Here is a 22,171-nt window from a genome sequence, read left to right on the forward strand (position 1 = left end):
GTCACCGGCCCCCTGTGGTGATCTTCATCCGGTCGGGTGACAAACTCCGAGCTCACCGGAACCCAGGGGGAACGCCCATGCTCTCGCAGGCGACGAACGTGCTGCACATGCACCAGAAGGTCACCTTGATGGTGAACCGCTACGAGGTCTTCGCCGACAACGGCGGCGAGCCCGGTGCGCTCGTGGCGTTCGTCGAGCAGAAGCGGATGGCCTTCAAGGAGCAGGTGACCATCTACACCGACTCGAGCAAGAGCCAGGTGCTCGCGGGGTTCCGCGCGCGCAAGGTGATCGACCTCGGCAGCGGCTACGACGTGCTCGACGGCGCCGGGCAGCCGATCGCCCTGTTCCGCAAGGACTTCGGCAAGTCGCTGACCAACTCCACCTGGCACCTCGACCAGCCGAACGCGCCGACCACGACGGGTCGCGAGCGCAACCAGGGCATCGCCATCCTGCGCCGCCTCTGGGGCTTCCTGCCGCTGGTCAACAACATCCCGTTCCCGTTCCGCTACCACTTCGACTTCGCCCGCGACGGTCAGCCGGTGTTCAGCGTGGACAAGAAGACGTGGGTCCGCGACCACTACCTGATCCAGATCGCCGACCCGTACGTCGACCGCCGCGCGGTGATCGCGCAGGCCGTCGCCGTGGACGCCCTCCAGTCCCGGTAGGCGACGGCCCGGCCCGCTGGTGCGGCTGCACTAGTGCACAGCGGGGCATGTGCCGTCACGGCGAGGGATCCGGCCGATCCCCCGCCTACGTTCGTCACATGAAGTACCTGGAAGGGCCTTTCGCCCCGGTCACCGAAGAGATCACCGCGCACGACCTCGCCGTCACCGGGCGGATCCCGGTCGAGCTCGACGGCCGCTACCTGCGCAACGGGCCCAACCCGTTGGGCGTCGAGGACCCCTCCGTGCACCTGTGGGGCATGGGACAGGGCATGGTGCACGGCGTGCGGCTGCGCGACGGCCGGGCCGAGTGGTACCGCAACCGCTTCGTCCGCGCACCGGGCTTCGCGCCCATGGTGCACGTGTTCGAGCACGCACGGCGGACGTTCGCCCTGGCCGAGGGCGGCCTGCCGCCCACCGAGCTGGACGCGGAGCTGAACACCGTCGGCGTGTGCGCCCTCGGCGCGACCGCGGAGGGCTTCACGGCGGGCGCGCACTCGAAGCACGACCCGCTCACCGGCGAACTGCACTCGCTGTCGTACGTGCCAGGCCACGAGTTCGTCCAGCACATCGTGCTCGACGCGGCCGGGAGCGTCGTGCAGACCACCACCGTCCCCCTCGACCGGACACCGTTCATGCACGACTTCGCGCTCACCGAGAACCACGTCGTCCTGTGGGACACGCCGATCGGCTTCGACGGTTTCGAGTGCCGCTGGCTCCCGGAGCACCCGACCAGGGTCGGCGTCATGCCCCGGACCGGCGGCGACGTGCGCTGGCTGGACATCGACCCGGTCCACGTCAGCCACACCCTCAACGCCTACGACGACGGCGGCGCGGTCGTGGTCGACCTCGTCACGGCCGAAGGTCCGTTCGACCCGGCCGACCCCGGCGCGATCCGGCCCGCGCTGGACCGCTGGACCATCACGCCCGACGCGGTCCACCAACGCCGCCTCGACGACCGGCCGCAGGACTTCCCACGCGTCAACGAGTCCCGAGCCACCCGCCCGCACCGGTACGGCTACTCCGCCGCGACCGCCCTGTACGGCGTCCCGTTCACCCCCGGGGGCACGCCGTCCGACGACGCCTTCACGAACGCCCTGGTCAAGCACGACCTCGATCGCGGCACGTCCGAGGTGCACGGGTTCGGCAGGCACGAGGCGGTCGGCGAGGCCGTGTTCGCCGCCGCGGGCCGGGACGAGGACGACGGGTACCTGCTCACCTACGTCCACAACCCCGAGCGGGGCGCGAGCGACCTCGTGATCCTCTCGGCCCAGGACTTCACCGGCGAACCCGTCGCCAGGGTGCACCTCCCGGCCAGGGTGCCGCTCGGCCTGCACGGCAACTGGCTGCCCGAGCGCTGAGGCCTGGCACGATGACGCCGTGAACGACCCGCAGCCGCCGCCGTACGCCCGGATCGTCGCCGACGTCGAACGCCGCATCGCCGACGGAGAGCTGCGGCCCGGCGACCCGGTACCCACCACCAGGGCGATCATGCGCGAGTGGGGCGTCGCCATGGCCACCGCCACCAAGGCGTTGGCAGCGCTCAAGCAGGCCGGCGCCATCGAGTCGACCTCCCGCGTCGGCGCCGTGGTGGCCCGTCGCAGGCTGCCGTCGCGGTCGACCGGCGGTCTCGACCGCGACCGCGTCGTCCGGGTGGCCATGGGCATCGCCGACGCCGACGGCTTGGCCGCGCTGTCCCCCCGGGCGGTCGCGGTCAGGCTCGGCGTCGCCACCGAGACCCTGCGCCGGCACCTGGACACCGACCTCGCCCAGCTCATCGCCGACGCCGCGTTCGCCGAGATCGACTACCCGCAGCCGCCGCCCGGCTGGCGTTCCCACCTGAGGGTCGCCGCCCGGCTCCAGTGGGAGGCCTACCAGCGCCACCCCTGGCTGCCGCGACTGGTGTCGATCGTCCGGCCGGCCACGCTGCCGGGACTGCTCGCGTACGCCGGGTGGACGTTGCGGGCGCTCGACGGCCTCGGGCTGGACCAGCGCACCCGCCTGCACGTCTACGCCGCGTTGGTCAACCACGTGCGCGGCACGGCGGTGAACATCGAGAACGAGGCCGGCGCGGAGCTGGACACCGGGATGACCAGCAAGCAGTGGATGACGGCTCGGCTCTCCGTCGACGGCCCGCTGGTCGCGCACATCGCGCGGGTCGCCGAACCGGGCGCGGAAGTCGACCTCGAGTCGCTGTTCGACTTCGGCCTGGAACGCCTCCTCGACGGCCTGACCACGGTCGTCACGCCGCGCAAGACCCACCGCTGACCAGCGGGCACCGGTCGCGGTGATCGAACCTGGCCTACATTGAGGCCATGAGTGGCGACGCACCGCTGTCCGCGGCCGAGAAGACGCTGAGCGTCCTGGAAGCGCTCGCCGACCACTCGCGCATCGCCGACATCGCCGACGCCTCCGGCCTGCCCAAGCCCACCGTGCACCGCATCCTGCAAACCCTCGTCCAGCGCGGTTTCGCGCGGGCCGACGGGCGGGGCGGCTACGTCGGCGGCCCGCGCATCCTCAGCCTCGCCGGCCGGTTCCTCCAGCGCCTCGACGTCGCCGAGCACGTCCGGCCGACGCTGCGCGACCTCCAGGAGCGGACCGGGTGGACGGTCCACTTCGCGCTGCTGTCCGGCGACGAGGCGGTGTACGTGGCCAAGGTGGAGGGCGCGCGGCCCTACCACCTGGCCTCCCGCGTCGGCATGAGCCTGCGCCTGCACTGCACGTCCATCGGCAAGGCGATCCTGGCCTCCCTGCCCGACGACGAGGTCCGGGCCCTGGCCCGGCGCACGGGCCTGCCCGCCCGCACCGGGCGCACCATCACCGACGAACGCGCCCTGCTCGCCGAGCTGGCCGCGGTCCGCGAACGCGGTTACGCCGAGGACCACGAGGAGAACGAGGCCGGCGTGCGGGCGGTCGGCGCGGCCGTGGTCAACCACACCGGCGAGGTGGTCGGCGGTCTGTCGGCGGCGTCCCTGGTCGACCTCGCCGAGGCGCCCGAGGACTTGCCGCGGCTGGTCGTGCGCGCGGCCGCCGAGGTCTCGCGCGCGCTGGGCGCCGACTGAACCGAATCACCCTGTGACTCGCTTCACAAGGCGGGTAGAGCCGTGACATGGTGGTGCCATGTCGATGGAACCCCATTCCGTCAGGCGGAACGCATGAAGGTCACGTCGAGCGAACTCGGGAAGCTCGCGGTCCGCATCCTGCTCGACGCCGGGACGAACCTCGTCGACGCCAAGGCGGTCGCCGGCTCGCTGGTGGAGTCGAACCTGACCGGCCACGACTCGCACGGCGTGCGCAGGCTCGTCGACTACGTGGCCCGCATCCGCACCGGCCGGATCGACCCGCGCGCCCGCCCCGGCGTGGACCACCCGCGCCCCGGCACGGTCGTGGTCCGCGGCAACCGCGCGCTCGGCCGCATCGCCGCCGGCGTCGCCACCCGCGAGCTGCGCGCCCTGACCCGCACGCACGGCAGCGGCGTCGCGGTGATCCAGGACTGCAACCACGTCGGCAGGCTCGGCGAGTACGTCGGCTTCCTGGCCGAGCACGACCTGGTCGCGCTCGCGTTCGGCAACGCCGACGCCACCGTCGCGCCCTACGGCGGCCGGGAACGGCGGCTGGGCACCAACCCGCTCGCCTGGGCCGCGCCACGCGCGGCGGACCGCCCGCCGATCGTGGTCGACTGGGCCACCTCCGGCGTGGCCGAGGGCAAGCTCGCGGTGGCCCGCGACCGCGGTGAACGCGTGCCGGAGGGCTTGGTGCTCGACCCGGACGGACGGCCGACCACCGACCCGGGCGACTTCTACGCGGGCGGGGCGCTGCTGCCGTTCGGCGGGCACAAGGGCTACGGCCTGAGCGTGCTGATCGAGGTGGTGGGCGGCCTGCTCACCGGCATGGGCATCGGCAGCCTCCCCGGCTACCGAGGCGGGTTCGGCACCGTGCTGGTGGCCGTCGACATCGGCTCGCTCACCCCCGTCGAGCGGTTCCGCGAGCAGGCGGAGCTGTTCTGCCGCGAGCTGGCCGGCACCCCGCCCGCCCAGGGCGGCGGCGAGGTGCTGGTGCCGGGCGAACCGGAGGCCCGCACCCGCCGCACCCGGTTGCGCGACGGGATCCCGATGCCCGAGGAGACCTGGCGCGAGCTGCACGGCCTGCTCAAGGCGAAGGAGGGAACGCCATGACCGGAGCCGCCGACCACACCGCGGCCGAGCACGCAGGCGCCGAGCACGCGGAAGCCGAGCACACGGCCACCGGTCGCACCGCCGCCGAGCACGACGCGGTGCGCGACGAACCCGCGAACGGCGAGCAGTTGCGCCGGGTCGTCGCCGCGTCCGTGGTCGGCACCGCGTTGGAGTGGTACGACTTCTTCATCTACGGCTTCGCCGTGACGCTGGTGTTCAACGAGCTGTTCTTCGTCACCGAGGACCCGGCGACCGGCGTGATCGTGGGGTTCGCGACGTTCGGCGTCGGCTTCGCGGTCCGGCCGCTGGGCGGCTTCGTGTTCGGCCACCTCGGCGACCGCATCGGCCGCCGGTCGACCCTCGTCATCACGACCCTGGTCATGGGCGTGTCGACCGGGTTGATCGGCCTGCTGCCCACCTACGCCTCCATCGGCGTCGCCGCGCCGATCCTGCTGACCGTGCTGCGGATGTGCCAGGGCCTCGGCGCGGGAGCGGAGTTCGGCGGCGCGTCCACGCTGCTGGCCGAGCACGCGCCGGCGCGCAGGCGCGGGTTCTTCACGTCGTTCGCGCAGACCGGCGTCCAGCTCGGCCTGCTGTCGGGCACGCTGGTGTTCCTGCTGGTCGAGACGCTGCCCCGGCAGAGCGTGCTGGACTGGGCGTGGCGCGTCCCGTTCCTGTTCAGCTTCGCGCTGATCGCGGTCGCGCTGTACGTTCGGCTGCGGGTCGCCGAGTCGCCCGTGTTCCAGCGCATGGCCAGGCAGCGGACCACGGTGGAGCTGCCCGTCTTCGACGCGCTGCGCCGCTACCCGCGCAACTTCCTGATCGGCATCGGCGCGCACATCTGCGACACCGCGGTCGTCTACATCTACGCCACCTACAGCCTCGCCTACGTCACCAAGTCGCTCGCGCTGCCCCGCTGGGTCGGGCTGACCGGCGTGGTGGCGTTCGGTGTGGTCGTGATCGTGCTGCAACCCGTGTACGGCGCGTTGTCCGACCGGATCGGGCGGCGACCGCTCAACCTGTTCAGCGTGGTGTTCACGGCGGCGTTCGCGTTCCCGTTCTTCCTGCTGCTCGACACGCGCGAGCCGGTGCTGATCTGGGTGGCGCTGGTGGTGGCGACGGCGTTCGGCCTGGCGCCGATGATCGCGGTGCAGCCCGCGTTCTACGCCGAGCTGTTCGGCGCGCGCGTCCGCTACACCGGGTTCGCCGCGTCCCGCGAGATCGGGGCGGCGCTGGCCGGGTTCTCGCCGCTGGTGGCCGCCGCGCTGGTCGCGCAGGCGGGCGGGAAGGGCTGGCCGGTCGCGCTGTGGATGATCGGCACGGCGATCGTGTCGTTCGTGGCGTTCCTGCTGTCGGCGGAGGGCAAGGACGTCGACATCGCCGCCGCCGACGCCCCGGGGGTGGCGCGGCGGTGACCCGACCCCGCCTGTCGGCGGCCCGGCTGCCCGGGTGGCTGGCGGCCGACCTGCCGAGCGCGCCGGTCGGCATCGTCCACATCGGACTCGGCGCGTTCCACCGGGCGCACCAGGCGGTGCTGACGCAGGAGGCCATGCGCGTGTCACCCGGGCCGTGGGGCATCTGCGCCGTGGCGCAGCGCAACGGACGGCTGGTCGACGCGCTGGTCGAGCAGGACCACCTGTTCACCGTGACCGAGCGGAGCGCCGCGGACGACCGGCTGCGCGTGGTCGGCAGCGTGCGCGAGGTGCTGCTGGCCTCGGAGCAGCCGGACCGGTTGGCGACGGTGCTGTCCGAACCGGACACCCGCGTGGTCACGCTGACCGTCACCGAGGCCGGCTACCGGCACGACCCGGTCACCGGTCGGTTGCGCGCCGGCGACCCGGACGTGGTGGCCGACCTCGCGGGCGGACCGCCGCGCACGCCCGTCGGGCAGCTGGTCGCCGGTCTCCGGCGCCGCCGTGACCGCGGGCACCCCGGGCTGACCGTCGTCTCCTGCGACAACCTGCCCGACAACGGTCGCCTGGTCGCGCGCCTGGTGGGCGAGTTCTGCGCCCGGCGCGGCGAGGGCGACCTCGCCGAGTGGGTCGACGAGCACGTGCGGTTCCCGTCCACCGTGGTGGACCAGATCGTGCCCGCCACCACGGCTGCCGACTTCGCCCGCGTGGCCGAGGTCCTCGGCTTGGCGGACCTGGCCGCGGTGGTCGGCGAACCGCACCGCCGGTGGGTGGTGGAGGACGACTTCGCCGCCGGGCGCCCGGCCTGGGACGAGGCAGGCGCGGAGCTGGTGGCGGACATCGCGCCGCACCAGGCCGCGAAGCTGCGGCTGGTCAACGGCACGCACTCGGCGCTGGCCCACCTCGGCCTGCTGGCCGGCTGCACGAGCACCGCCGACGCCCTGGGCCGTCCCGAGTTCGCGCGCTTCGCCGAACGGCTGCTGCGCGCCGAGACCGGCCCGTCGCTGCGCCGGTTCGACCGGTGCCCGGACGAGCGGGAGGTCGAGGCGTTGCTGACCCGGCTGGCCAACCCGCGGCTCACCCACCGGCTGGACCAGATCGCCGGCGACGCGCTGCGCAAGCTGCCCCAACGGCTGCTGGACCCGGCGGTCGACCTGCTGGTCATGGGCATCGAGCCACGCCTGATCTGCCTGGCCCTCGCCGGTTTCCTGCACCAGCAGGACTTCCCGGTGCTCACCTTGCCGCTGCCGCTGCGCGAGTCACGCGTGTTCCGCGCGCTGCTGGCCGACGCGGTGCGCCGGATCGACCAGGACGGGGTGACGGCCACCCTGCGCGACCTCGGGAAGAGCTGAACGGACCCGCACGTGCACGCCACCGCCACCGATGACCACACCGCTACCGGCCGCGCCACCACCCGGCCCCACGCATCCTCACCGCCCGCCGCCCGCCGCCTGTCCGCCCGTCACGCGCGACGACGCGCGCGTCAAGAACTGCGCGCGTCCCGCTCCGCCGCCTCGGCGATGCGCTTGATGGTCGCCAACCGCCGGTCCCAGTCGGCCGCCAACGAGGCCATCCACCGCGCCGTCGCGTCGAGCGCCGCCGGTCGCACCGAGTAGCGCACCTCACGCCCCACCCGGCCGCCGGAGACGAGCCCGGCGGCGTCCAGGACGGCGAGGTGCTTGACCACCGCCTGCCGCGTCACGGGGAGCTGTTCGGCCAGCTTCGTCGCGGTCGCCTCCCCCTGCGCCGCGAGCAGGTCGAGCAGCTGACGGCGCGTCGGATCGACCAGCGCGGTGAGCACGCTGTCGACCTCTCCGGCGGCATCACGGTCGTTCATCGCGCGCATATGATCGCACGACCGTTGCTCCGAACGCTCCTACAACACGTAGACCTGACCCGTCTGCGCACCTTCGACCGACCGGACGTAGGCCCGCGCGACCTTCGCCAGGTCGACCGCCTCCATGCCGGGGAAGAAGTCGCCGTAGTCGTCGAGGCTCTCGGTGAACACGGTCGGGCTCACGGCGTTCACGCGCTGTGGTGCGATCTCGATCGCCGCCGCCCGCACGAACGCCTCCACCGCGCCGTTCGCCATGGACGCCGCGCTGCCGGTCGGCACGGGCTCGCGCGCCAGGACACCGGTGATGAGCGTGAACGAGCCCCGCTCCGCGATCCGGCCCACGCCCTGCCGGACGAGTTCCAGCTGGCTCAGCACCTTCCCCCGGAACGCGTCCAGGTAGTCCTGCGCGGTCATCTCGGTGATCGGCTTCCACGGCACGTCGCCCGCCGCGCTCACCACCGCGTCGACGCGGCCCGCCCGCTCGTACAGCTCGGTGATCTGCGCCGGGTCGGTGAAGTCGTGGCGCAGGTCGCCGCCGGAGCGCCCGACGGTGAGGACCTCGTGGCCGCGCTCGGTCAGGGTCGTGTGGACGGCCGTGCCGAGCGTGCCGCCGGCACCGATGAGGAGGATCTTCATGACGATCACGCTAGAGCCGATCGCCACCATCCGTGAAATGCCGTCTGCGCAGCACTTATGCTCCACGGTCATGAATGTGGAGTTGCGGCACCTGCGGGCGTTCGCGGCGATCGGCAACGAGGGCACGATCACCGGTGCGGCGGCCGTGCTGCACATCAGCCAGCCCGCGCTGTCCCGCACGTTGGAGCAGTTGGAGAGCAGGCTGGGCACCCGCCTGGTCGAGCGCACCACCCGCAGCCTGGCGCTGACCGAGGCCGGCGCCAGGCTGCTGGCGCACGCCACCCGCATCCTCACCCAGGTGGACGACGCGCTGGCCGAGGTCGCGGCCGGGCAGCGGGCGCTGCGGGTCGGGTTCGCCTGGGCGGCGCTCGGCAGGCACACGGTGCCGTTGCTGCGCGGTTGGCGGCGCGCACGGCCCGACGCGGAGCTGCGGGTGTTCCGGCCGGACGACCCCGAAGGGGCGCTTCGGCGGGGTGAGATCGACGTGGCGTTCGTGCGCTCGCCGTCGGCGCCGGATCGTGAGCTGGCGTCCGCCGACCTCTACCTCGAACAGCGCGTGGCCGCCGTGCCCGAAGACCACCCGTTCGCGCGAGCACGCGTGGTCCGGTTGGACGACCTCGCCGACCGGCCCGTGGCGATCTGCGCCACCGCCTCCAGCACCAGCGTCGACCTGTGGCCGACCGCGCACCGCCCTGACGCGCTCGACGTCGCCAACGCCGACGAGTGGCTCACCGCGATCGCCACCGGTGACGCCATCGGGGTCACCACCGAGGCGACCGCGCACAGCCAGCCGCACCCCGGCGTCCGCTACGTGCCCATCGCCGACACCGGGCCCGTGGCGGTGCGGGTGGTCTGGCCACGCGATCCGACCCACCCCGCCACCGACGCCTTCCGCGAGCACGCGCGCGAACTGCTCCGGGCACGGCCCTGGGGATGACGTACGCGCATGACGTCGTCCGACGGTCGCCGGGGGCCGCACCGCGTTCCTAGTGTCGGTCCGGGCGCCGCGGTGAAGTCCGAGCACCGCGGTTCCCGACGCACGAACCTCCCGAGACCGCAGAGGAAGTCCGATGTCCGAAGTCACGTACACCGCAGTCGCCACGTCCACCGCGGAAGGCCGCAACGGGGGCCGTGCGTCCTCCGACGACGGCGTGCTCGACGTCGCCCTCGCCGTGCCGAAGGAGCTCGGCGGCGCGGGTGGCGCGACGAACCCCGAGCAGCTGTTCGCCGCCGGGTGGGCGTCCTGCTTCGTCGGCGCGGTGCGCCGGGTGGCGGCGGAGAAGGAGGTCCGCCCGACGGACCTCGCCGTCGTCGCCGAGATCACGCTGCACCACGACACCACCGCGGGCGAGTTCGAGCTCAGCGCGGTGCTCCTGCTTGAGGTGGCGGGCGTCGACCAGGCGACCGCCGAGGAGCTGGTCGACGGCGCGCACCAGGTCTGCCCGTACTCGAAGGCGACCCGCGGCAACATCGAGGTCACCCTCGCCGCCACCGCGGTCTGACCTCCGCCGTCGCACCACAGTGGACGCACGCGCCCGGCCGGGGATCGGGCGCGTGCGCCGGGGTGGGGCTCAGCCTCCGGCGGTAGTCGCGGACAGGGCGTCGAGCGCCTTGCCCAGGTCGACGCGGGAGGTCACGCCCAGCTTCGGGAAGATCCGGTGCAGGTGGGTGCCGACCGTCCGGTGCGACAGGAACAGCCGTTGCCCGATCTCCCGGTTGGTCAGGCCCTCGGCGGCCAGCCGCGCGATGCCCAGCTCGTGCGGTGTCAGCCTCTCCCGCGCGTCCGGGTCCCGGTTCGGGCTCGACTCCCCCGCGCCGCGCAACTCCCACCGGGCGCGTTCGCCCCACGGGGTCATGCCCAGCGCGTCGAAGGTGTCCCTGGCCGTGCGCAGGTGGGCCCGGGACTCGACCACCCGCCGTTGCCTGCGCAGCCACTCGCCGAACGCCAGGTGGACGCGGCCCCGTTCGGCGGGCCACCCGATCAGGTCCGCCCGCAACGCGAGCGCGAACAACGGCTCGGCCTCGTCGGTGGGCGCGAGCACGGCACGCGCGTACCGCAGCCCGATGTGCAGCGCCGGCGAGGGCGTCGCCGCGGCCGTCGGCTCCAGGTCGCGCACGACGTCCCGCACGGCGTCGGTCCGCCCGGCCCGTACGGCGGCCTCGGTCAGCTCGGGGAGGCAGTAGGCGCGCAGGGCCAGGTGGTAGGCCGGGTCGGCGGGGTCGTGCACCCGGCTCAGGTCCGCGAACGCGTCCTCGAAGCGGCCCTCGCCCAGCGCCGAGATCCCGGTCGCGAGCCGCACGGTGGCCAGCACCGGGCGTGCGCCCGCGGCGAGGCCGACCCGTTCCGCCTCGCCGGCCAGCTTCGCCGCGCGGGCGTGATCACCGCGCAACGCGGCGATCTCCGCCTGGACGGCCGTGGCCAACCCGTGCATGAACGGCTGCCGGGTTTCGCGGGCCAGGCTCGCCGCCTCGGCCGCGGCCGGCACGGCCGCGGTCAGGTCGCCGAGCCGCGTCCGGCACCACGCCTCCACCGCCAACGCCCGGGCCAGCACCCCCAGTCGGCCCTCGGCACGCAGCCCCGGCACCGCCGCCGAGGAGAAGCGTGCCGCCAGGTCGAACGCGCCGACCTGCAACGACGCACTGCCCAGGTACCGGTCGACCTCCGGGTCCGTGCCGGTGACGCCGACCAACGCGCGCAGCTCGGCCAGCACGGCGGCGCCTCGCTCGAACGGCGCGACGTACGCGGCGACGGCGACCGCGGCCGGCTCGGTCGGGCTGATCGGCAACCGGTCCACCACCTCCAGCAGCGAACGGCGTGCGTCGGGGCCCGGTTCCACCCAGAAGCACCGCATGGCGGCGCCCCAGAGGATTCGAGCGGCGGTGTCGACCTGTCCGTCATCGGCGACCGACGCGGCCAGCTCGCCCAGCTCCGCCACTCGCGAGACGTCTTCCCGGACGCCGTCCTCGAAGCCGCTGAGCACCCAGCCGGCGGTGGCCCGCAGGCGTGGGGTGAGGTCCAGGGCTCGCGCGTCGCGCACCAGCCGTTCGGCCGTGTCGCGCCGGCCCGCCTCGACCGCCAGTTCGGCGGCGCGCACCAGCCGGACCGCCTGCCGGGACCGCGACCCGCTCAGCCGGGCCGCCTGCTCCAGCGCGGCGATGGCGGCGGCCGGCCCGCCCCGACGACGGGCGCGTTCCGCCGTCTGCTCCAGCTCGGTCGCCACGTCCTCGTCGGGGCCGGAGGTCGCGGCGGCCCGGTGCCAGGCCCGGCGGTCCGGCTGGGCGGCGAGGGTCTCGGCGAGGGCCAGGTGCGCTTGCCGGCGTTCGGCGGCCGTCGCCGCCGCCGGCACGGCCGAGCGGATGAGCGGGTGCCGGAAGGTCGTCACCGCGTCGGAGACCTCGATCAACCGGGACTCGACGGCCGGCGCGAAGATGTCCGACCCGCAGGTGTCCAGCGCGTAGGTGTCCAGCGCCGAGGAGTCCGCCTCGACCGCCGAACCAGCAGCCGCCGAACCCGGAGCCGCCGGCCTCTCGGCACCCCGCGCGACCACCTCCGACCCGGCGGCAGCGCCCAGGACCAGGTCCGCGGCCGCCAGGGTCTCGGGCACCAGGTCGCCCTGGTTCAGCGCCGCCACCAGCAGCGCGACCCGGGTGGGGGCGGGCAGGGCGGCGACCCGCGCGGTGAACGCGCGTTGCAGCCGGTCGGTCAGCGGCAGCACCGGGTCCGGCCCGTCCGGTCCCACCACCGACGGCAGCTCGACCAGCGCCAGCGGGTTCCCCGCCGCCTGTGCCAACACCCGTTCCCGTGCCGCCGGCGCGAGGCCGGGTGCGACCGAGTCCACCAACCCGGCCGCGGCCTCGTGCGGCAGCCGACCGACGGCCATCGGCGACAGCCCGGCGTCCAGCAACGGCGACGGCTCGCCGTCGCGCAGGGTCGCGAGCAGCACGACCGGTTCGGACTCGATCCGGCGCGCCACGAACGCGAGCACGTCGAGGGTCGCGCGGTCGAGCCAGTGCACGTCCTCGGCCACGACCAGCAGCGGCCGGTCGGCGGACTCCTCGGCGAGCAGGGTCAACGCGGCGAGCCCGACGAGGTACGCGCCCGGTTGGCCGCCGTCGGCGAGCCCGAGTGCGGTGCGCAGCGCGTCCCGCTGCGGTCCGGGCAGCCCGGCCACCCCTGCCCGGATCGGGTGCAGCAGCTGGTGCAACCCGGCATAGGGCAGGTTCTGCTCGCCCTCCGCCCCCGTCGTCCCGAGCACCCGCAGCCCGGCGATCACCGCCGCGTCGACGGCTGCCGCCACGAGGGCGGACTTGCCGATGCCCGCTTCACCGCGCAGCAGGACACCGCCGCGTCCCACCGGACCGTCCACGAGCTCGGCCAGGGCCTTCAGCTCGGCGTCCCGCCCGAACAGCGGCATCACCCGGCCACCAGACGTGACGGGCGCAGCGGCGGGTTGCCGCGTCGCCGAGCGCGGTGCGCCAGCGCTTTCATGTTGTTGCCGCAGGAGGCCATCGCGCACCACTCCCGGCGGAAGCCGCGCGAGGAGTCGACGTAGACCTGCGTGCACCCCGGACGGCCGCACTCCTTGAGCAGGTCCGCCGCCGGGCCACCGATGACCCCGATCGCGTGCCGGGCCACGGAGGACAGCGCCTGCTCCGCCGTCGCCGTGAGCACCCGCCCGTTCGGCCCGAGCCCGGGCACCGCCGGGGGAAGGGCCGCCACCCGGTTGAGCAGGTCGACCGACGCGGGGTCGTCCCGCTCGCCGACGAGCCGGGCACGCACGAGCACGTAGATCGACTCGCGGAGAGCCACGGCAGCGGCGAGGTCCGACGCGTCACCACCCGGCGCCGCGTCGGCCACCCCGGACTCGACGAACCACGCGTCGAGGGCGCGCGGGGTGTTCAGCGCCTCTTGCGGCGCCGGGCTCCGCCGGGCCCGGAGGGTGCCCACGAAGTCCAGCGCGAGGTCCCCGCAGGGGAAGGCGTGCTCCACGCAACCAGTCTGCCAGGTGAGGAACGTCCCGCTGATTCATAACCGTCTTGACTGGTGATGAACAACTGCGCCACACCGCTGCGCACGTCCCCGACCCTCCGCCACCGCCCGTGCCGGCGAAGGGGACGCCGTTATTCGATCGCCGTCACCCGGTCCGGTGGGGCAACATCGACAACGCCAAGGTGCCCCCGAAAGGAGTCGGATGGCTGCGCCAAGGTCCGAAGAACCCGTCAACAAGCGCAGAACAGCGGTGCTGCTCGCCTTGCGCCTGTACGGGCGGGAGTTACGCCGGCACCGGTTGCTCGCGGTGGGCGCGCTCGTGCTGCCCGCGCTGGGCAACACCTGCCTGCTCTACCTGACGCCACTGGCGGTCGGCGCGCTCGCGGGTCGCCTCGCGGGGGACGGCGACGCCGGTCTCGCCACCGTGCTGCCGTACGTGCTGGTCTTCGCCGGGCTGATGCTCCTCGCGGAGCTGCTGTGGCGCATCGGCGTCCACTGCCTCAACCGCACCGACGGACGCGGGATCGAGCACCTGTCCACCTCCGGCATGGACGCGCTGCTCGGCAAGGACGCGGCGTTCTTCCACGACAACTTCGCCGGTTCGCTCACCAAGCGCGTGCTCAGCTTCGCGTCGCGGTTCGAGGAGTTCGTCGACACGGTGGCGTTCAAGATCGTCGCCAACGTCATCCCGCTCGGCTTCGCGTGCGTCGTGCTGTGGAGCTACCACCCGCTGCTCGTCGTGGTGCTGCTCGGCCTGATCCTCGTGACGGGATTCGTGGTCGCGCCGCTCATCCGCCGCCGCCAGCGCCTGGTCGCCGAGCGCGAGGCCGCTTACGCGCGGCTGTCCGGTCACGTGGCCGACACGCTGATGAACATGGAGACGGTGCGGGCGTTCGCCGCCGAGGAGCGCGAGAGCGCGGAGCACCGGAGCCGGGCCGCCGAGACGCGGGTGCTGGCGCTGCGGTCGTGGGACTACGGCAACCTGCGCATCGACACCGTGGTCGCGCCGCTGTCCGTGCTGACCAACGCGCTCGGCCTCGCGGTCGCCGTGGGGGTCAGCGGCGGGCTCGGCGTGGAGGCGATCGTGGTGACGTTCGCGTACTTCACCAACGCGACGCGGATCATGTTCGAGTTCAACCAAATATATCGGCGGTTCGAGAGCGCGCTCACCGAGGCCGCGCAGTTCACCGAACTGCTGCTCGACGATCCGACGGTGGTCGACCCGGAGGTCCCGGAGCCGTTGCGGGTCGAGGACTCCGGAGTGCGGTTCGACCGCGTGGAGTTCGCGCACGGCGGCGGCAAGCCGCTGTTCACCGGTCTCGACCTGGACATCCCGGCGGGCACCCGGATCGGGCTGGTCGGCCGCTCCGGTGGCGGCAAGACCACGCTCACCCGCTTGCTGCTGCGGCTGATGGACGTCGACCAGGGCCGCATCCTCATCGGCGGCCAGGACATCGCGCGCCTGCGCCAGGCCGACCTGCGCAGCCTGATCGCCTACGTGCCGCAGGACCCGGCCATGTTCCACCGGACGCTGCGGGAGAACATCGCCTTCGCCCGGCCGGGCGCGACCGACGCCGAGATCCGCCGCGCCGCCGACGCCGCCCACGTGACGGAGTTCGCGGACGCGCTGCCCGACGGGTTCGACACGATGGTCGGCGAACGCGGCATCAAGCTGTCCGGCGGGCAGCGGCAGCGGGTCGCGCTGGCCAGGGCGATCCTGCGCGACGCGCCGATCCTGCTGCTGGACGAGGCGACCAGCGCGTTGGACTCGGAGAGCGAGGTGCTGGTCCAGCAGGCGCTGTGGCGGCTGGTGGAAGGCCGCACCGCGCTCGTCGTCGCGCACCGGCTGAGCACGGTCGTGCGGATGGACCGGCTGATCGTGCTGGACCGGGGTGGGATCGTGGAGCAGGGCACGCACGCCGAACTGCTCGACGCGGACGGCTCCTACGCGAAGCTGTGGCGCCACCAGTCCGGCGGCTTCCTGGACGAGGCCGGCGAGCCGGACCCGGTGGGAGCGAAACCCTCCCCGGCCTGACCTGCCGCGCCGGTCGGCGTCCGATGTGGACGCCGACCGGCGCGGACCGGGCGTGGCACCCGATCAGGCGACGGCCTCCACGTGCCAGCCCTGGTTGGGTGGGTGCCGTCGCGGCCGGTGGGCCTCCGCCGTGACGGACCGGCCGTCGGCCGCTGTCGGATCGACGTGGCCGTCGAGGTGTCCCGCAGGACTTGAAGTTCCAGTCGCTGGAACGCCTAGCGTCACCGGACATGACGATCACGGTCCTGGACACCTACCCCGCCATGTGCGAGGTCCTGCGGTCGCCGCACGTCGAGCGGCCCGCGTTGCTGGAGGCGATGCTCGAACCGGCGGCGGGCATGTACCGGCACTTCCCCGGCGAGGTGGACCTCGTCGCGATGCACCGGCTGGGCTCCGGGTTCCCGCTCGACCGCGACGAGGCGCGGTGCCGCGAGGCGCTGGAGGCGCTGCACGACGCCGACGCGTGGCGCCGGGTCGAGCGCGCCCTGAACGACGCCCTGGCCGTGCAGCTCGCCGCGACGCCCGGCCTCACCGTGCCGGACATCACCGTGCTCATCGTCCTCGGCGATCCCGGTGACGCGCACTTCATGGGCCCGAACCTGGGCATGACGGCGAACGGCAGCGTGTCCGGGCACGTGTTCCTGAACTTCTGGCCCTACCCGGAGAACCTGGCGCGGGTGGAGGCGACGGCGGTCCACGAGCTCAACCACAACCTCCGCTACGGGCCCGGCGCCGTCGTGTGGGACCCGGCGACGGTCACCGTGGGCGAGCACGTGGTGTCCGAGGGGCTCGCCGACGCGTTCGCCCGCCAGTTGCACGGCGACGAGCTCGGGCACACCCGCATCGGCGTGCCGCACCTGCGCGACGACGCGGTGTTCGCCAAGGTCGTCACCGGCCTCGACGTCACCGGGATGCGGAACTTCACCGCGTGGGTGCACGGTGACGAGGCCGCCGCCCGCTACGGCGCGACTCCCGTCGGGCTGCCCACCGGCGCCGGGTACGCCGTCGGCAACCGGCTCGTGGACGCCTACCTGGCCACGACCGGCCGCACCGCGGCGGAAGCGCTGCTGGTGGACAGCCGTGAGGTCCTCGACACGGCGCTCAGCCGCCTCCGCTAGCCCTACCGGGTGGCCGCGAACTCCTCGTACAGCTCCGGGATGTAGGCGAGCAGGAGGTCCACGGTGCCGAACACCCCGTTGACCGGGTCGAGCCGCGCGTAGGCGTAGGCGATCTCGGACCCCTTGCGCGACGGCGCCGACTCGCGCACGTCGGTCAACCAGTCCAGGAACGGCACCCGCCGCACGACCAGCACGGGGTTGAGCAGCGCGGCGTAGACCAGCAGCAGGTCCAGCGCCGCCGGGCGGTTGCGCAGGGTCCACCGGTAGAACTCCGAGAACAGGAAGAACCGGCGCTCCACCGCCGTCGGCGCGATCCCGTGCACCCGCTCGGCCACCGCGGCGCCGTGTTCGGTCGAGGCCTGCTCCGCTTCGCTCCACGCCCGGTCGTGGACGTTGCGAACGCCCAGCTCGCCCCGGTGCAGCCGGGTCAGGTAGTCGGCCCACCGCGCCGAACCGGGGTTGCCGAAGTCGTCGGTCGACCGGCCCAGCGCGAGCGCGACACCGCGTTCGATGCCCTCCAGGATTCCCGCGTCGACGTGCGAGATCCACGTGCCGGGCGCGCCGAGCCCGTGGTCGAGGAAGAACGACAGCACGCCCTCGATGTTGCGCCAGCGGTCCGCCGCGCCCAGTCCCGCGGCGGGACCGCTCTGCAACAACCGGAGGAACTCCAGCCGGTCCGCCATGGCCATCCGGTCGATCTCGGCGGCCGTGCAGTCCAACGACGCCGCGCACTCCCCCGGCGTCCGCGCCACCGCCAGCGCCGGCACCGGCGTCACCAACCCGGCCACCAAGGCGAGCACGACTACCCAAACGGATCGCTTCACACGGGGAAACTTAACGTCCCCAGGCGGTCTCGGAGCCCTCGAACCACCCGTTCAGGTTGCGGACCCCCGCACCGACCTCCGGAGTGGTCCGCAGTCGGCCTCGGGCGAGCACGTTGGTGACTGGATCGGGCGTCCGGCCGGCCTGGCGCGGCCGAGCCGTCGTCGACGCGGTTCGAACGCGCATTCGTGCCCACCACCCGTCCGGGAATCGGGTGCGGCAGGATCATCGGCATGGTGAGCCCTGTCGCCGACGGCGAAGTACCGGACGGGAAGCCGGACGCCGTGGTGGCGTGCGCGATCTACGTCGACGGCGTGCGGCTGCCCGGTGACTGGTCGCCCGTCGACGCGGTCGCCGAGGTCCGGGCGCGCGGGGTCGGGTTCGTCTGGGTCGGGCTGTTCCAGCCGGACGAGGAACGCATCCGCGACGTCGCCGAGGCGTTCGGGCTGCACGAGCTCGCCGTCGAGGACGCCGTGCACGCCCACCAGCGCCCCAAGCTCGACCGCTACGACGACAACCTGTTCATGGTGTTCAAGACCCTGCGGTTCGTGGAGCACGAGTCGCCGACGACGGCGAACGAGATCGTGGAGTCCGGGGAGATCATGGTGTTCCTCGGCCGCGACTACGTGGTCACGGTCCGTCACGGCCACCACTCGGAGCTGGGTGACGTGCGCCGTCAGCTGGAGGCCGCGCCGCACCTCCTGACGGCGGGACCGGCGATGGTGCTGCACGAGATCGCCGACCGCGTGGTCGACGGCTACATCGAGGTGGTCGAGGCGTTCGGGGGCGACGTCGACCTGGTCGAGACCGCGGTGTTCGCGCCGCGCAGCGAGATCGGCGTCGAGCAGATGTACCTGGTCAAGCGGGAGATCATGGAGCTGCGGCGGGCGGTCATGCCGCTGGCGGCGCCGCTGCGCAAGCTCAGCGAGGGCGCGTGCGGCCCGCTCGTGCCGGACGTGGTGCGGTCCTACTTCCGCAACGTCGACGACCACCTCACCGCCGTCGCGGAACGGGTCGTCGCCTTCGACGAGATGCTGACCACCCTGGTCAACGCGACCTTGGCCAAGGTGTCGTTGCAGCAGAACAACGACATGCGCAGGATCTCCGCGTGGGTCGCGATCATCGCCGTGCCGACCCTGGTGGTGGGCGTCTACGGGATGAACTTCGACCACATGCCCGAACTGCGCTGGCAGTACGGCTACCCGCTGGTGCTGTCGATGACGCTGGGCGTGTGCTTGGTCCTGTACCGGCTGTTCAAGAGCAACCGGTGGCTGTGACGGACGCGGGGAGGCGGTGGCGGTGCGCCCCGGAGATCCGGTCCACGGCACCATGGACGGCATGATGCGGCAGCTCCCCGCGAAAGACCGACCGGGCAAGGACGCCTGGCTCGGACCGATCTCGCTGTGCCTCGCCCTGCTCAGCTGGCCGCTCCCGGCCGGTGGCACGGTCCTGGCGGTCGGCGCGGTGGCCTGCGGCGTGCTGTCGATGGCCACCAAGACCGAGTACCGGCTGGACTGGACCGCCGTCACGGGCACGTCCCTCGCCGTCCTGCAACTGCTGCTCTCGCTGATGCTGCTGGTCATGGAGGCCCGCGGCCACTAGGACGGCCCGCCACGCGGTGGTCCGGCCGCTCGGTGTCCTCCCCCGGGAACGCGGCGGGAGGCCCGGCAACCCGCGCCGGGCCTCCCCCGATCCTCGAACCGTCAGCCGGTGCGGCAGGTCAGGCCGGGCCAGTTCCAGTTCCCACCGTGCTGGACGGTGAAGCCGAACACGTTGCCGTTGCCGTTGGGACGTGCGGTCATCACGTTGCCGCCGCTGTCCCAGCTGGTGCTCGCGTTCCAGGTGGCGATGATCTTCTGCGGTGAGCTCACGGTCACCGTCACCACCCAGTCGTTCGTCCCCGAGACGGTCACCTGGCCGTTGAAGCGGTCACTCCACTTCGTGCCCTCCGCGTACGTCGCGGTGCAGCCGCCGGGCTGGTCGGTGGTCGTCGTGGTGCTGGTCGGGGTCGTCTGCGTGGTCGTGGTGGTGGAGGTCGGCACGACGCCGCCGTTGAGGGCGTTGAGCGTGGAGGTGTAGGCGGCCTTCTTGTTGCCCGAGCCGTCGAACAGCAGCGGGGTGCCCGAGGCGCGCCACGAGTCGGTGTCGCGGATGCCCCACACCGTGATGCCGGTGCAGCGCGTCACCGCGAGGCACGCCTTCGTCACGCGCTCGAAGTTCGACGCCTGCGCGGAGCCGGAGCCCTCGATGTCCAACTCGGTGATCTGCACGTCCACGCCCAGGGCCGCGAAGCTCGACAGCGTGGTCTGGTAGTTGCCGGGCACCGGGCTCTGGCTGTTGAAGTGCGACTGCAGACCGACGCAGTCGATCGGCACGCCACGCTGCTTGAAGTCCTGCACCAACCGGTAGACGGCCTGGGTCTTCGCGTGCGTCCAGTCGTCGGTGTTGTAGTCGTTGTAGCAGAGCTTCGCACCCGGGTCCGCCGCCCGCGCCGCCCGGAACGCCGCCTCGATCCAGTCGTTGCCGGTCCGCTGCAGGTTCGAGTCACGACGCGCACCCGAACTACCGTCCTGGAACGCCTCGTTCACCACGTCCCAGGCGTAGATCTTGCCCCGGTAGTAGGTGGCCACCTGCGTCACGTGGTTCAGCATCGCCGAACGCAACGCCGTACCCGACATGTTCTGCATCCAGCCGGGCTGCTGCGAGTGCCACGCCAGCGTGTGGCCGCGGACCCGCTTGCCCTGGCCGATGGCCTGGTTCACGATCCGGTCCCCGTTGGCGTAGCTGAACTGCCCCTGCGACGGCTCGGTCGCGTCGATCTTCATCTCGTTCTCGGCCGTGACCACGTCGAACTCGCGGTTCAGGATCCCGGTGTACGTCGAATCGCTCAGCTTGTTCGCCGCGACCGCGGTGCCGAAGTAACGACCGGTCCGGTTCGCCGCCGTGGCCAGGGTCGTGCCGGGGCCTGGCTGCTGCGACGTGGTGGTCGTGGTCGTGCTGGTGGTGGTGGTCGTGGTGGTGTCACCGGTGGTTGTGGTGGTCGTCGTCGTGCTGGTGGGGTTGTCGGTGAGGGTGGGGGTGGTCCAGTCGCGCCACTGGGACAGGTTGCCGGTGGCTTTGCTGTGCATCTGGATGACGCCGGTGTGGCTGCCGGTTTTGAGCAGGTGTTTCTGGATGGTCTGGGTGATGTGGGTGCGCCATTCGGTGCGGTTGGCGCAGTGGTTTCCGTCGGTGACGTTGGAGTGGTAGGTGATGTTGGCGCCGGCGCCCAGTGCCTTGTAGACCTCTGCGCCGCCGAGTGCGGCGACGCTGGCGGAGCGGGGGCCGAGGTTGGCGATGTGCGGGTTGTCCATGATGAGCAGGCCGCGTGGGGCGATCATGGCGACCAGGGAGTGGGTGTCGATGGGGGTGGTGTTGGGGTTGCCGGTGTAGGGGCTGAAGGCGTCGCCGAACCAGGGCTGTTCGCCGTAGGCGCTGGACAGGCTCTGGGCGCCTTCGCCGGCGATGCCCCGGTAGATCGGGACGCCTGCGGTGCCGGACTCGATGGGCATGGTCAACGCCACCCGCTGGTCGAAGACGCCGGCGGCGAAGGCGCCTTTGCCGAAGCGGGAGCAGCCGGTGACGCCGACGTCGGCGCGCAGGGTGGTGCCGCCGGAGGTTTCGATGACGTCGATGATGCGGGAGACGCCCCAGGCCCAGGCCATGAGCAGGCCGGTGGGGCTGGTGCTGCCGTAGAGGGTGTAGAACGCGCCCTGCTTGTTGTTGCGCGGGGTGCCTTCGCGGCCGACGGTGTAGGGGTCGAAGCTGATGATGGCGGCGCCGGCGGCGCGGATGGTGGCAGTGTCGCCGCCGAACCCGCCGTAGACGATCACCGCCGGGAACGGACCCGTGCCCGACGGCAGCTGCACGCCGGCGGAGAACGAGGCGCTGCGGCCGTTGGCGGACACGGTGACCGTGATGTTGCTGCCGGAGACGGTGCCGGTGACGGTGGGCTTGGCGGGCTTGTCGCCGTAGACGTGCCGCTCGGCCAGCTCCCGGATCTCGGCGCGGCGGCAGCGCCAGTCCGACTGCGACGTGATTCGCTGCCCGTTGAGCCTGGTGAACGGGTCCGGCAGGCGCGAGTTCGACGGGAACGAGCCGGGCGGGCTGACCGGGCAGTCCGCGCCGTCGTCCTCCACACCCGCCAACGCCACGACATCACCCGCGGCGCTCGCGGTCGTCGACCGCGCCACCGCCGTCAACGTCCCGACCAACGCCAACACCGCTACCACGAACACGAGCACGGCCGAACGCACTCTCACGCGGCCTGAACTGATGATCACCAGGGCTCTCCTTTGAGACAGGGTGGTGGAGCCGGCAACACCGAACGACGACCGGTACCGATCGCCTAAAGTTTCGATGCTCTCCACGAAACATGTCAATGCTCCGGATGTCCTGATTCCCGCAGCGGTCTCAGTTGGCAATTGCCGCAGACAGCACCGATA

19 protein-coding genes are annotated in these 22,171 nt (G+C 72.7%); 13 read left to right on the top strand and 6 right to left on the bottom strand.

What is annotated here, in order from left to right; translation table 11 throughout:
- Positions 1 to 77 precede the first annotated feature (77 nt).
- The 7 genes from ACQPYE_RS21090 (at position 78) to ACQPYE_RS21120 (ending at position 7,601) form a co-directional block, all read left to right on the top strand.
- Positions 78 to 665: an LURP-one-related family protein gene (locus tag ACQPYE_RS21090; RefSeq protein ID WP_498713680.1), complete on the top strand. Its 588-nt coding sequence runs from the start codon at positions 78 to 80 to the stop codon at positions 663 to 665.
- A gap of 98 nt (positions 666 to 763) precedes the next feature.
- Complete coding sequence (locus tag ACQPYE_RS21095) at positions 764 to 2,023, top strand: carotenoid oxygenase family protein (protein WP_498713682.1); 1,260 nt, start codon at positions 764 to 766, stop codon at positions 2,021 to 2,023.
- Between the two features lie 19 nt (positions 2,024 to 2,042).
- Positions 2,043 to 2,930 carry a TetR/AcrR family transcriptional regulator gene (locus ACQPYE_RS21100; RefSeq protein WP_498713684.1) on the top strand — a complete coding sequence of 296 codons (888 nt, stop codon included), beginning with the start codon at positions 2,043 to 2,045 and terminating at the stop codon, positions 2,928 to 2,930.
- 47 nt (positions 2,931 to 2,977) lie between these two features.
- A complete protein-coding gene (locus tag ACQPYE_RS21105) occupies positions 2,978 to 3,724 on the top strand; it encodes an IclR family transcriptional regulator (RefSeq protein ID WP_498713686.1) in 747 nt (248 codons plus the stop codon).
- A gap of 93 nt (positions 3,725 to 3,817) precedes the next feature.
- Positions 3,818 to 4,837, top strand: coding sequence for an Ldh family oxidoreductase (locus ACQPYE_RS21110; protein WP_498713688.1), 1,020 nt, complete (start codon positions 3,818 to 3,820; stop codon positions 4,835 to 4,837).
- Positions 4,834 to 6,252, top strand: a complete 1,419-nt coding sequence (locus ACQPYE_RS21115; RefSeq protein WP_498713690.1) for an MFS transporter — start codon at positions 4,834 to 4,836, stop codon at positions 6,250 to 6,252. Before ACQPYE_RS21110 ends, ACQPYE_RS21115 begins: the two co-directional genes overlap by 4 nt.
- A complete protein-coding gene (locus ACQPYE_RS21120; RefSeq protein ID WP_498713692.1) occupies positions 6,249 to 7,601 on the top strand; it encodes a mannitol dehydrogenase family protein in 1,353 nt (450 codons plus the stop codon). Before ACQPYE_RS21115 ends, ACQPYE_RS21120 begins: the two co-directional genes overlap by 4 nt.
- Positions 7,602 to 7,732: 131 nt before the next feature.
- Here ACQPYE_RS21120 and ACQPYE_RS21125 read toward each other — a convergent pair whose 3' ends face one another.
- Together ACQPYE_RS21125 and ACQPYE_RS21130 are read right to left on the bottom strand one after the other, a co-directional pair.
- Positions 7,733 to 8,086: an ArsR/SmtB family transcription factor gene (locus tag ACQPYE_RS21125; protein ID WP_498713694.1), complete on the bottom strand. Its 354-nt coding sequence runs from the start codon at positions 8,084 to 8,086 to the stop codon at positions 7,733 to 7,735.
- A 39-nt stretch (positions 8,087 to 8,125) separates the two neighbouring features.
- On the bottom strand, positions 8,126 to 8,722 hold the full coding sequence (locus ACQPYE_RS21130; RefSeq protein WP_498713696.1) for a short chain dehydrogenase: 597 nt from the start codon (positions 8,720 to 8,722) through the stop codon (positions 8,126 to 8,128).
- A 70-nt stretch (positions 8,723 to 8,792) separates the two neighbouring features.
- Between ACQPYE_RS21130 and ACQPYE_RS21135 the strand changes: the two genes are divergently transcribed.
- Both ACQPYE_RS21135 and ACQPYE_RS21140 read left to right on the top strand, forming a co-directional pair.
- Complete coding sequence (locus ACQPYE_RS21135; RefSeq protein ID WP_498713698.1) at positions 8,793 to 9,659, top strand: LysR family transcriptional regulator; 867 nt, start codon at positions 8,793 to 8,795, stop codon at positions 9,657 to 9,659.
- 133 nt (positions 9,660 to 9,792) lie between these two features.
- Positions 9,793 to 10,224: an organic hydroperoxide resistance protein gene (locus ACQPYE_RS21140; RefSeq protein ID WP_498713700.1), complete on the top strand. Its 432-nt coding sequence runs from the start codon at positions 9,793 to 9,795 to the stop codon at positions 10,222 to 10,224.
- 69 nt (positions 10,225 to 10,293) lie between these two features.
- On the opposite strand, the gene ACQPYE_RS21145 is transcribed toward ACQPYE_RS21140, so the two are convergent.
- Together ACQPYE_RS21145 and ACQPYE_RS21150 are read right to left on the bottom strand one after the other, a co-directional pair.
- Positions 10,294 to 13,137, bottom strand: coding sequence for a helix-turn-helix transcriptional regulator (locus tag ACQPYE_RS21145; RefSeq protein WP_498713702.1), 2,844 nt, complete (start codon positions 13,135 to 13,137; stop codon positions 10,294 to 10,296).
- Positions 13,137 to 13,712: a CGNR zinc finger domain-containing protein gene (locus tag ACQPYE_RS21150; protein WP_498713703.1), complete on the bottom strand. Its 576-nt coding sequence runs from the start codon at positions 13,710 to 13,712 to the stop codon at positions 13,137 to 13,139. The genes ACQPYE_RS21145 and ACQPYE_RS21150 overlap by 1 nt, the downstream gene beginning before the upstream one ends.
- Positions 13,713 to 13,914: 202 nt before the next feature.
- Here ACQPYE_RS21150 and ACQPYE_RS21155 point away from each other — a divergent pair, with 202 nt between their 5' ends.
- Both ACQPYE_RS21155 and ACQPYE_RS21160 read left to right on the top strand, forming a co-directional pair.
- Positions 13,915 to 15,747 carry an ABC transporter ATP-binding protein gene (locus tag ACQPYE_RS21155; protein WP_498713704.1) on the top strand — a complete coding sequence of 611 codons (1,833 nt, stop codon included), beginning with the start codon at positions 13,915 to 13,917 and terminating at the stop codon, positions 15,745 to 15,747.
- A 230-nt stretch (positions 15,748 to 15,977) separates the two neighbouring features.
- Positions 15,978 to 16,865 carry a DUF2268 domain-containing putative Zn-dependent protease gene (locus tag ACQPYE_RS21160; RefSeq protein WP_498713706.1) on the top strand — a complete coding sequence of 296 codons (888 nt, stop codon included), beginning with the start codon at positions 15,978 to 15,980 and terminating at the stop codon, positions 16,863 to 16,865.
- 2 nt (positions 16,866 to 16,867) lie between these two features.
- On the opposite strand, the gene ACQPYE_RS21165 is transcribed toward ACQPYE_RS21160, so the two are convergent.
- Complete coding sequence (locus ACQPYE_RS21165) at positions 16,868 to 17,689, bottom strand: hypothetical protein (RefSeq protein ID WP_498713707.1); 822 nt, start codon at positions 17,687 to 17,689, stop codon at positions 16,868 to 16,870.
- A 231-nt stretch (positions 17,690 to 17,920) separates the two neighbouring features.
- On the opposite strand from ACQPYE_RS21165, the gene ACQPYE_RS21170 reads away from it, so the two are divergent.
- Both ACQPYE_RS21170 and ACQPYE_RS21175 read left to right on the top strand, forming a co-directional pair.
- Complete coding sequence (locus ACQPYE_RS21170) at positions 17,921 to 18,964, top strand: magnesium and cobalt transport protein CorA (RefSeq protein WP_498713708.1); 1,044 nt, start codon at positions 17,921 to 17,923, stop codon at positions 18,962 to 18,964.
- 61 nt (positions 18,965 to 19,025) lie between these two features.
- Positions 19,026 to 19,289, top strand: a complete 264-nt coding sequence (locus ACQPYE_RS21175) for a hypothetical protein (RefSeq protein ID WP_498713712.1) — start codon at positions 19,026 to 19,028, stop codon at positions 19,287 to 19,289.
- Positions 19,290 to 19,390: 101 nt separating this feature from the next.
- On the opposite strand, the gene ACQPYE_RS21180 is transcribed toward ACQPYE_RS21175, so the two are convergent.
- Positions 19,391 to 21,988 (bottom strand): glycoside hydrolase family 10 protein, encoded by a 2,598-nt coding sequence (locus tag ACQPYE_RS21180; protein WP_498713714.1) that lies wholly within the window; start codon positions 21,986 to 21,988, stop codon positions 19,391 to 19,393.
- Between the last annotated feature and the right edge of the window lie 183 nt (positions 21,989 to 22,171).

The sequence above is a fragment of the Actinosynnema sp. CA-299493 genome (assembly GCF_050946825.1).
GTDB lineage: Bacteria > Actinomycetota > Actinomycetes > Mycobacteriales > Pseudonocardiaceae > Actinosynnema.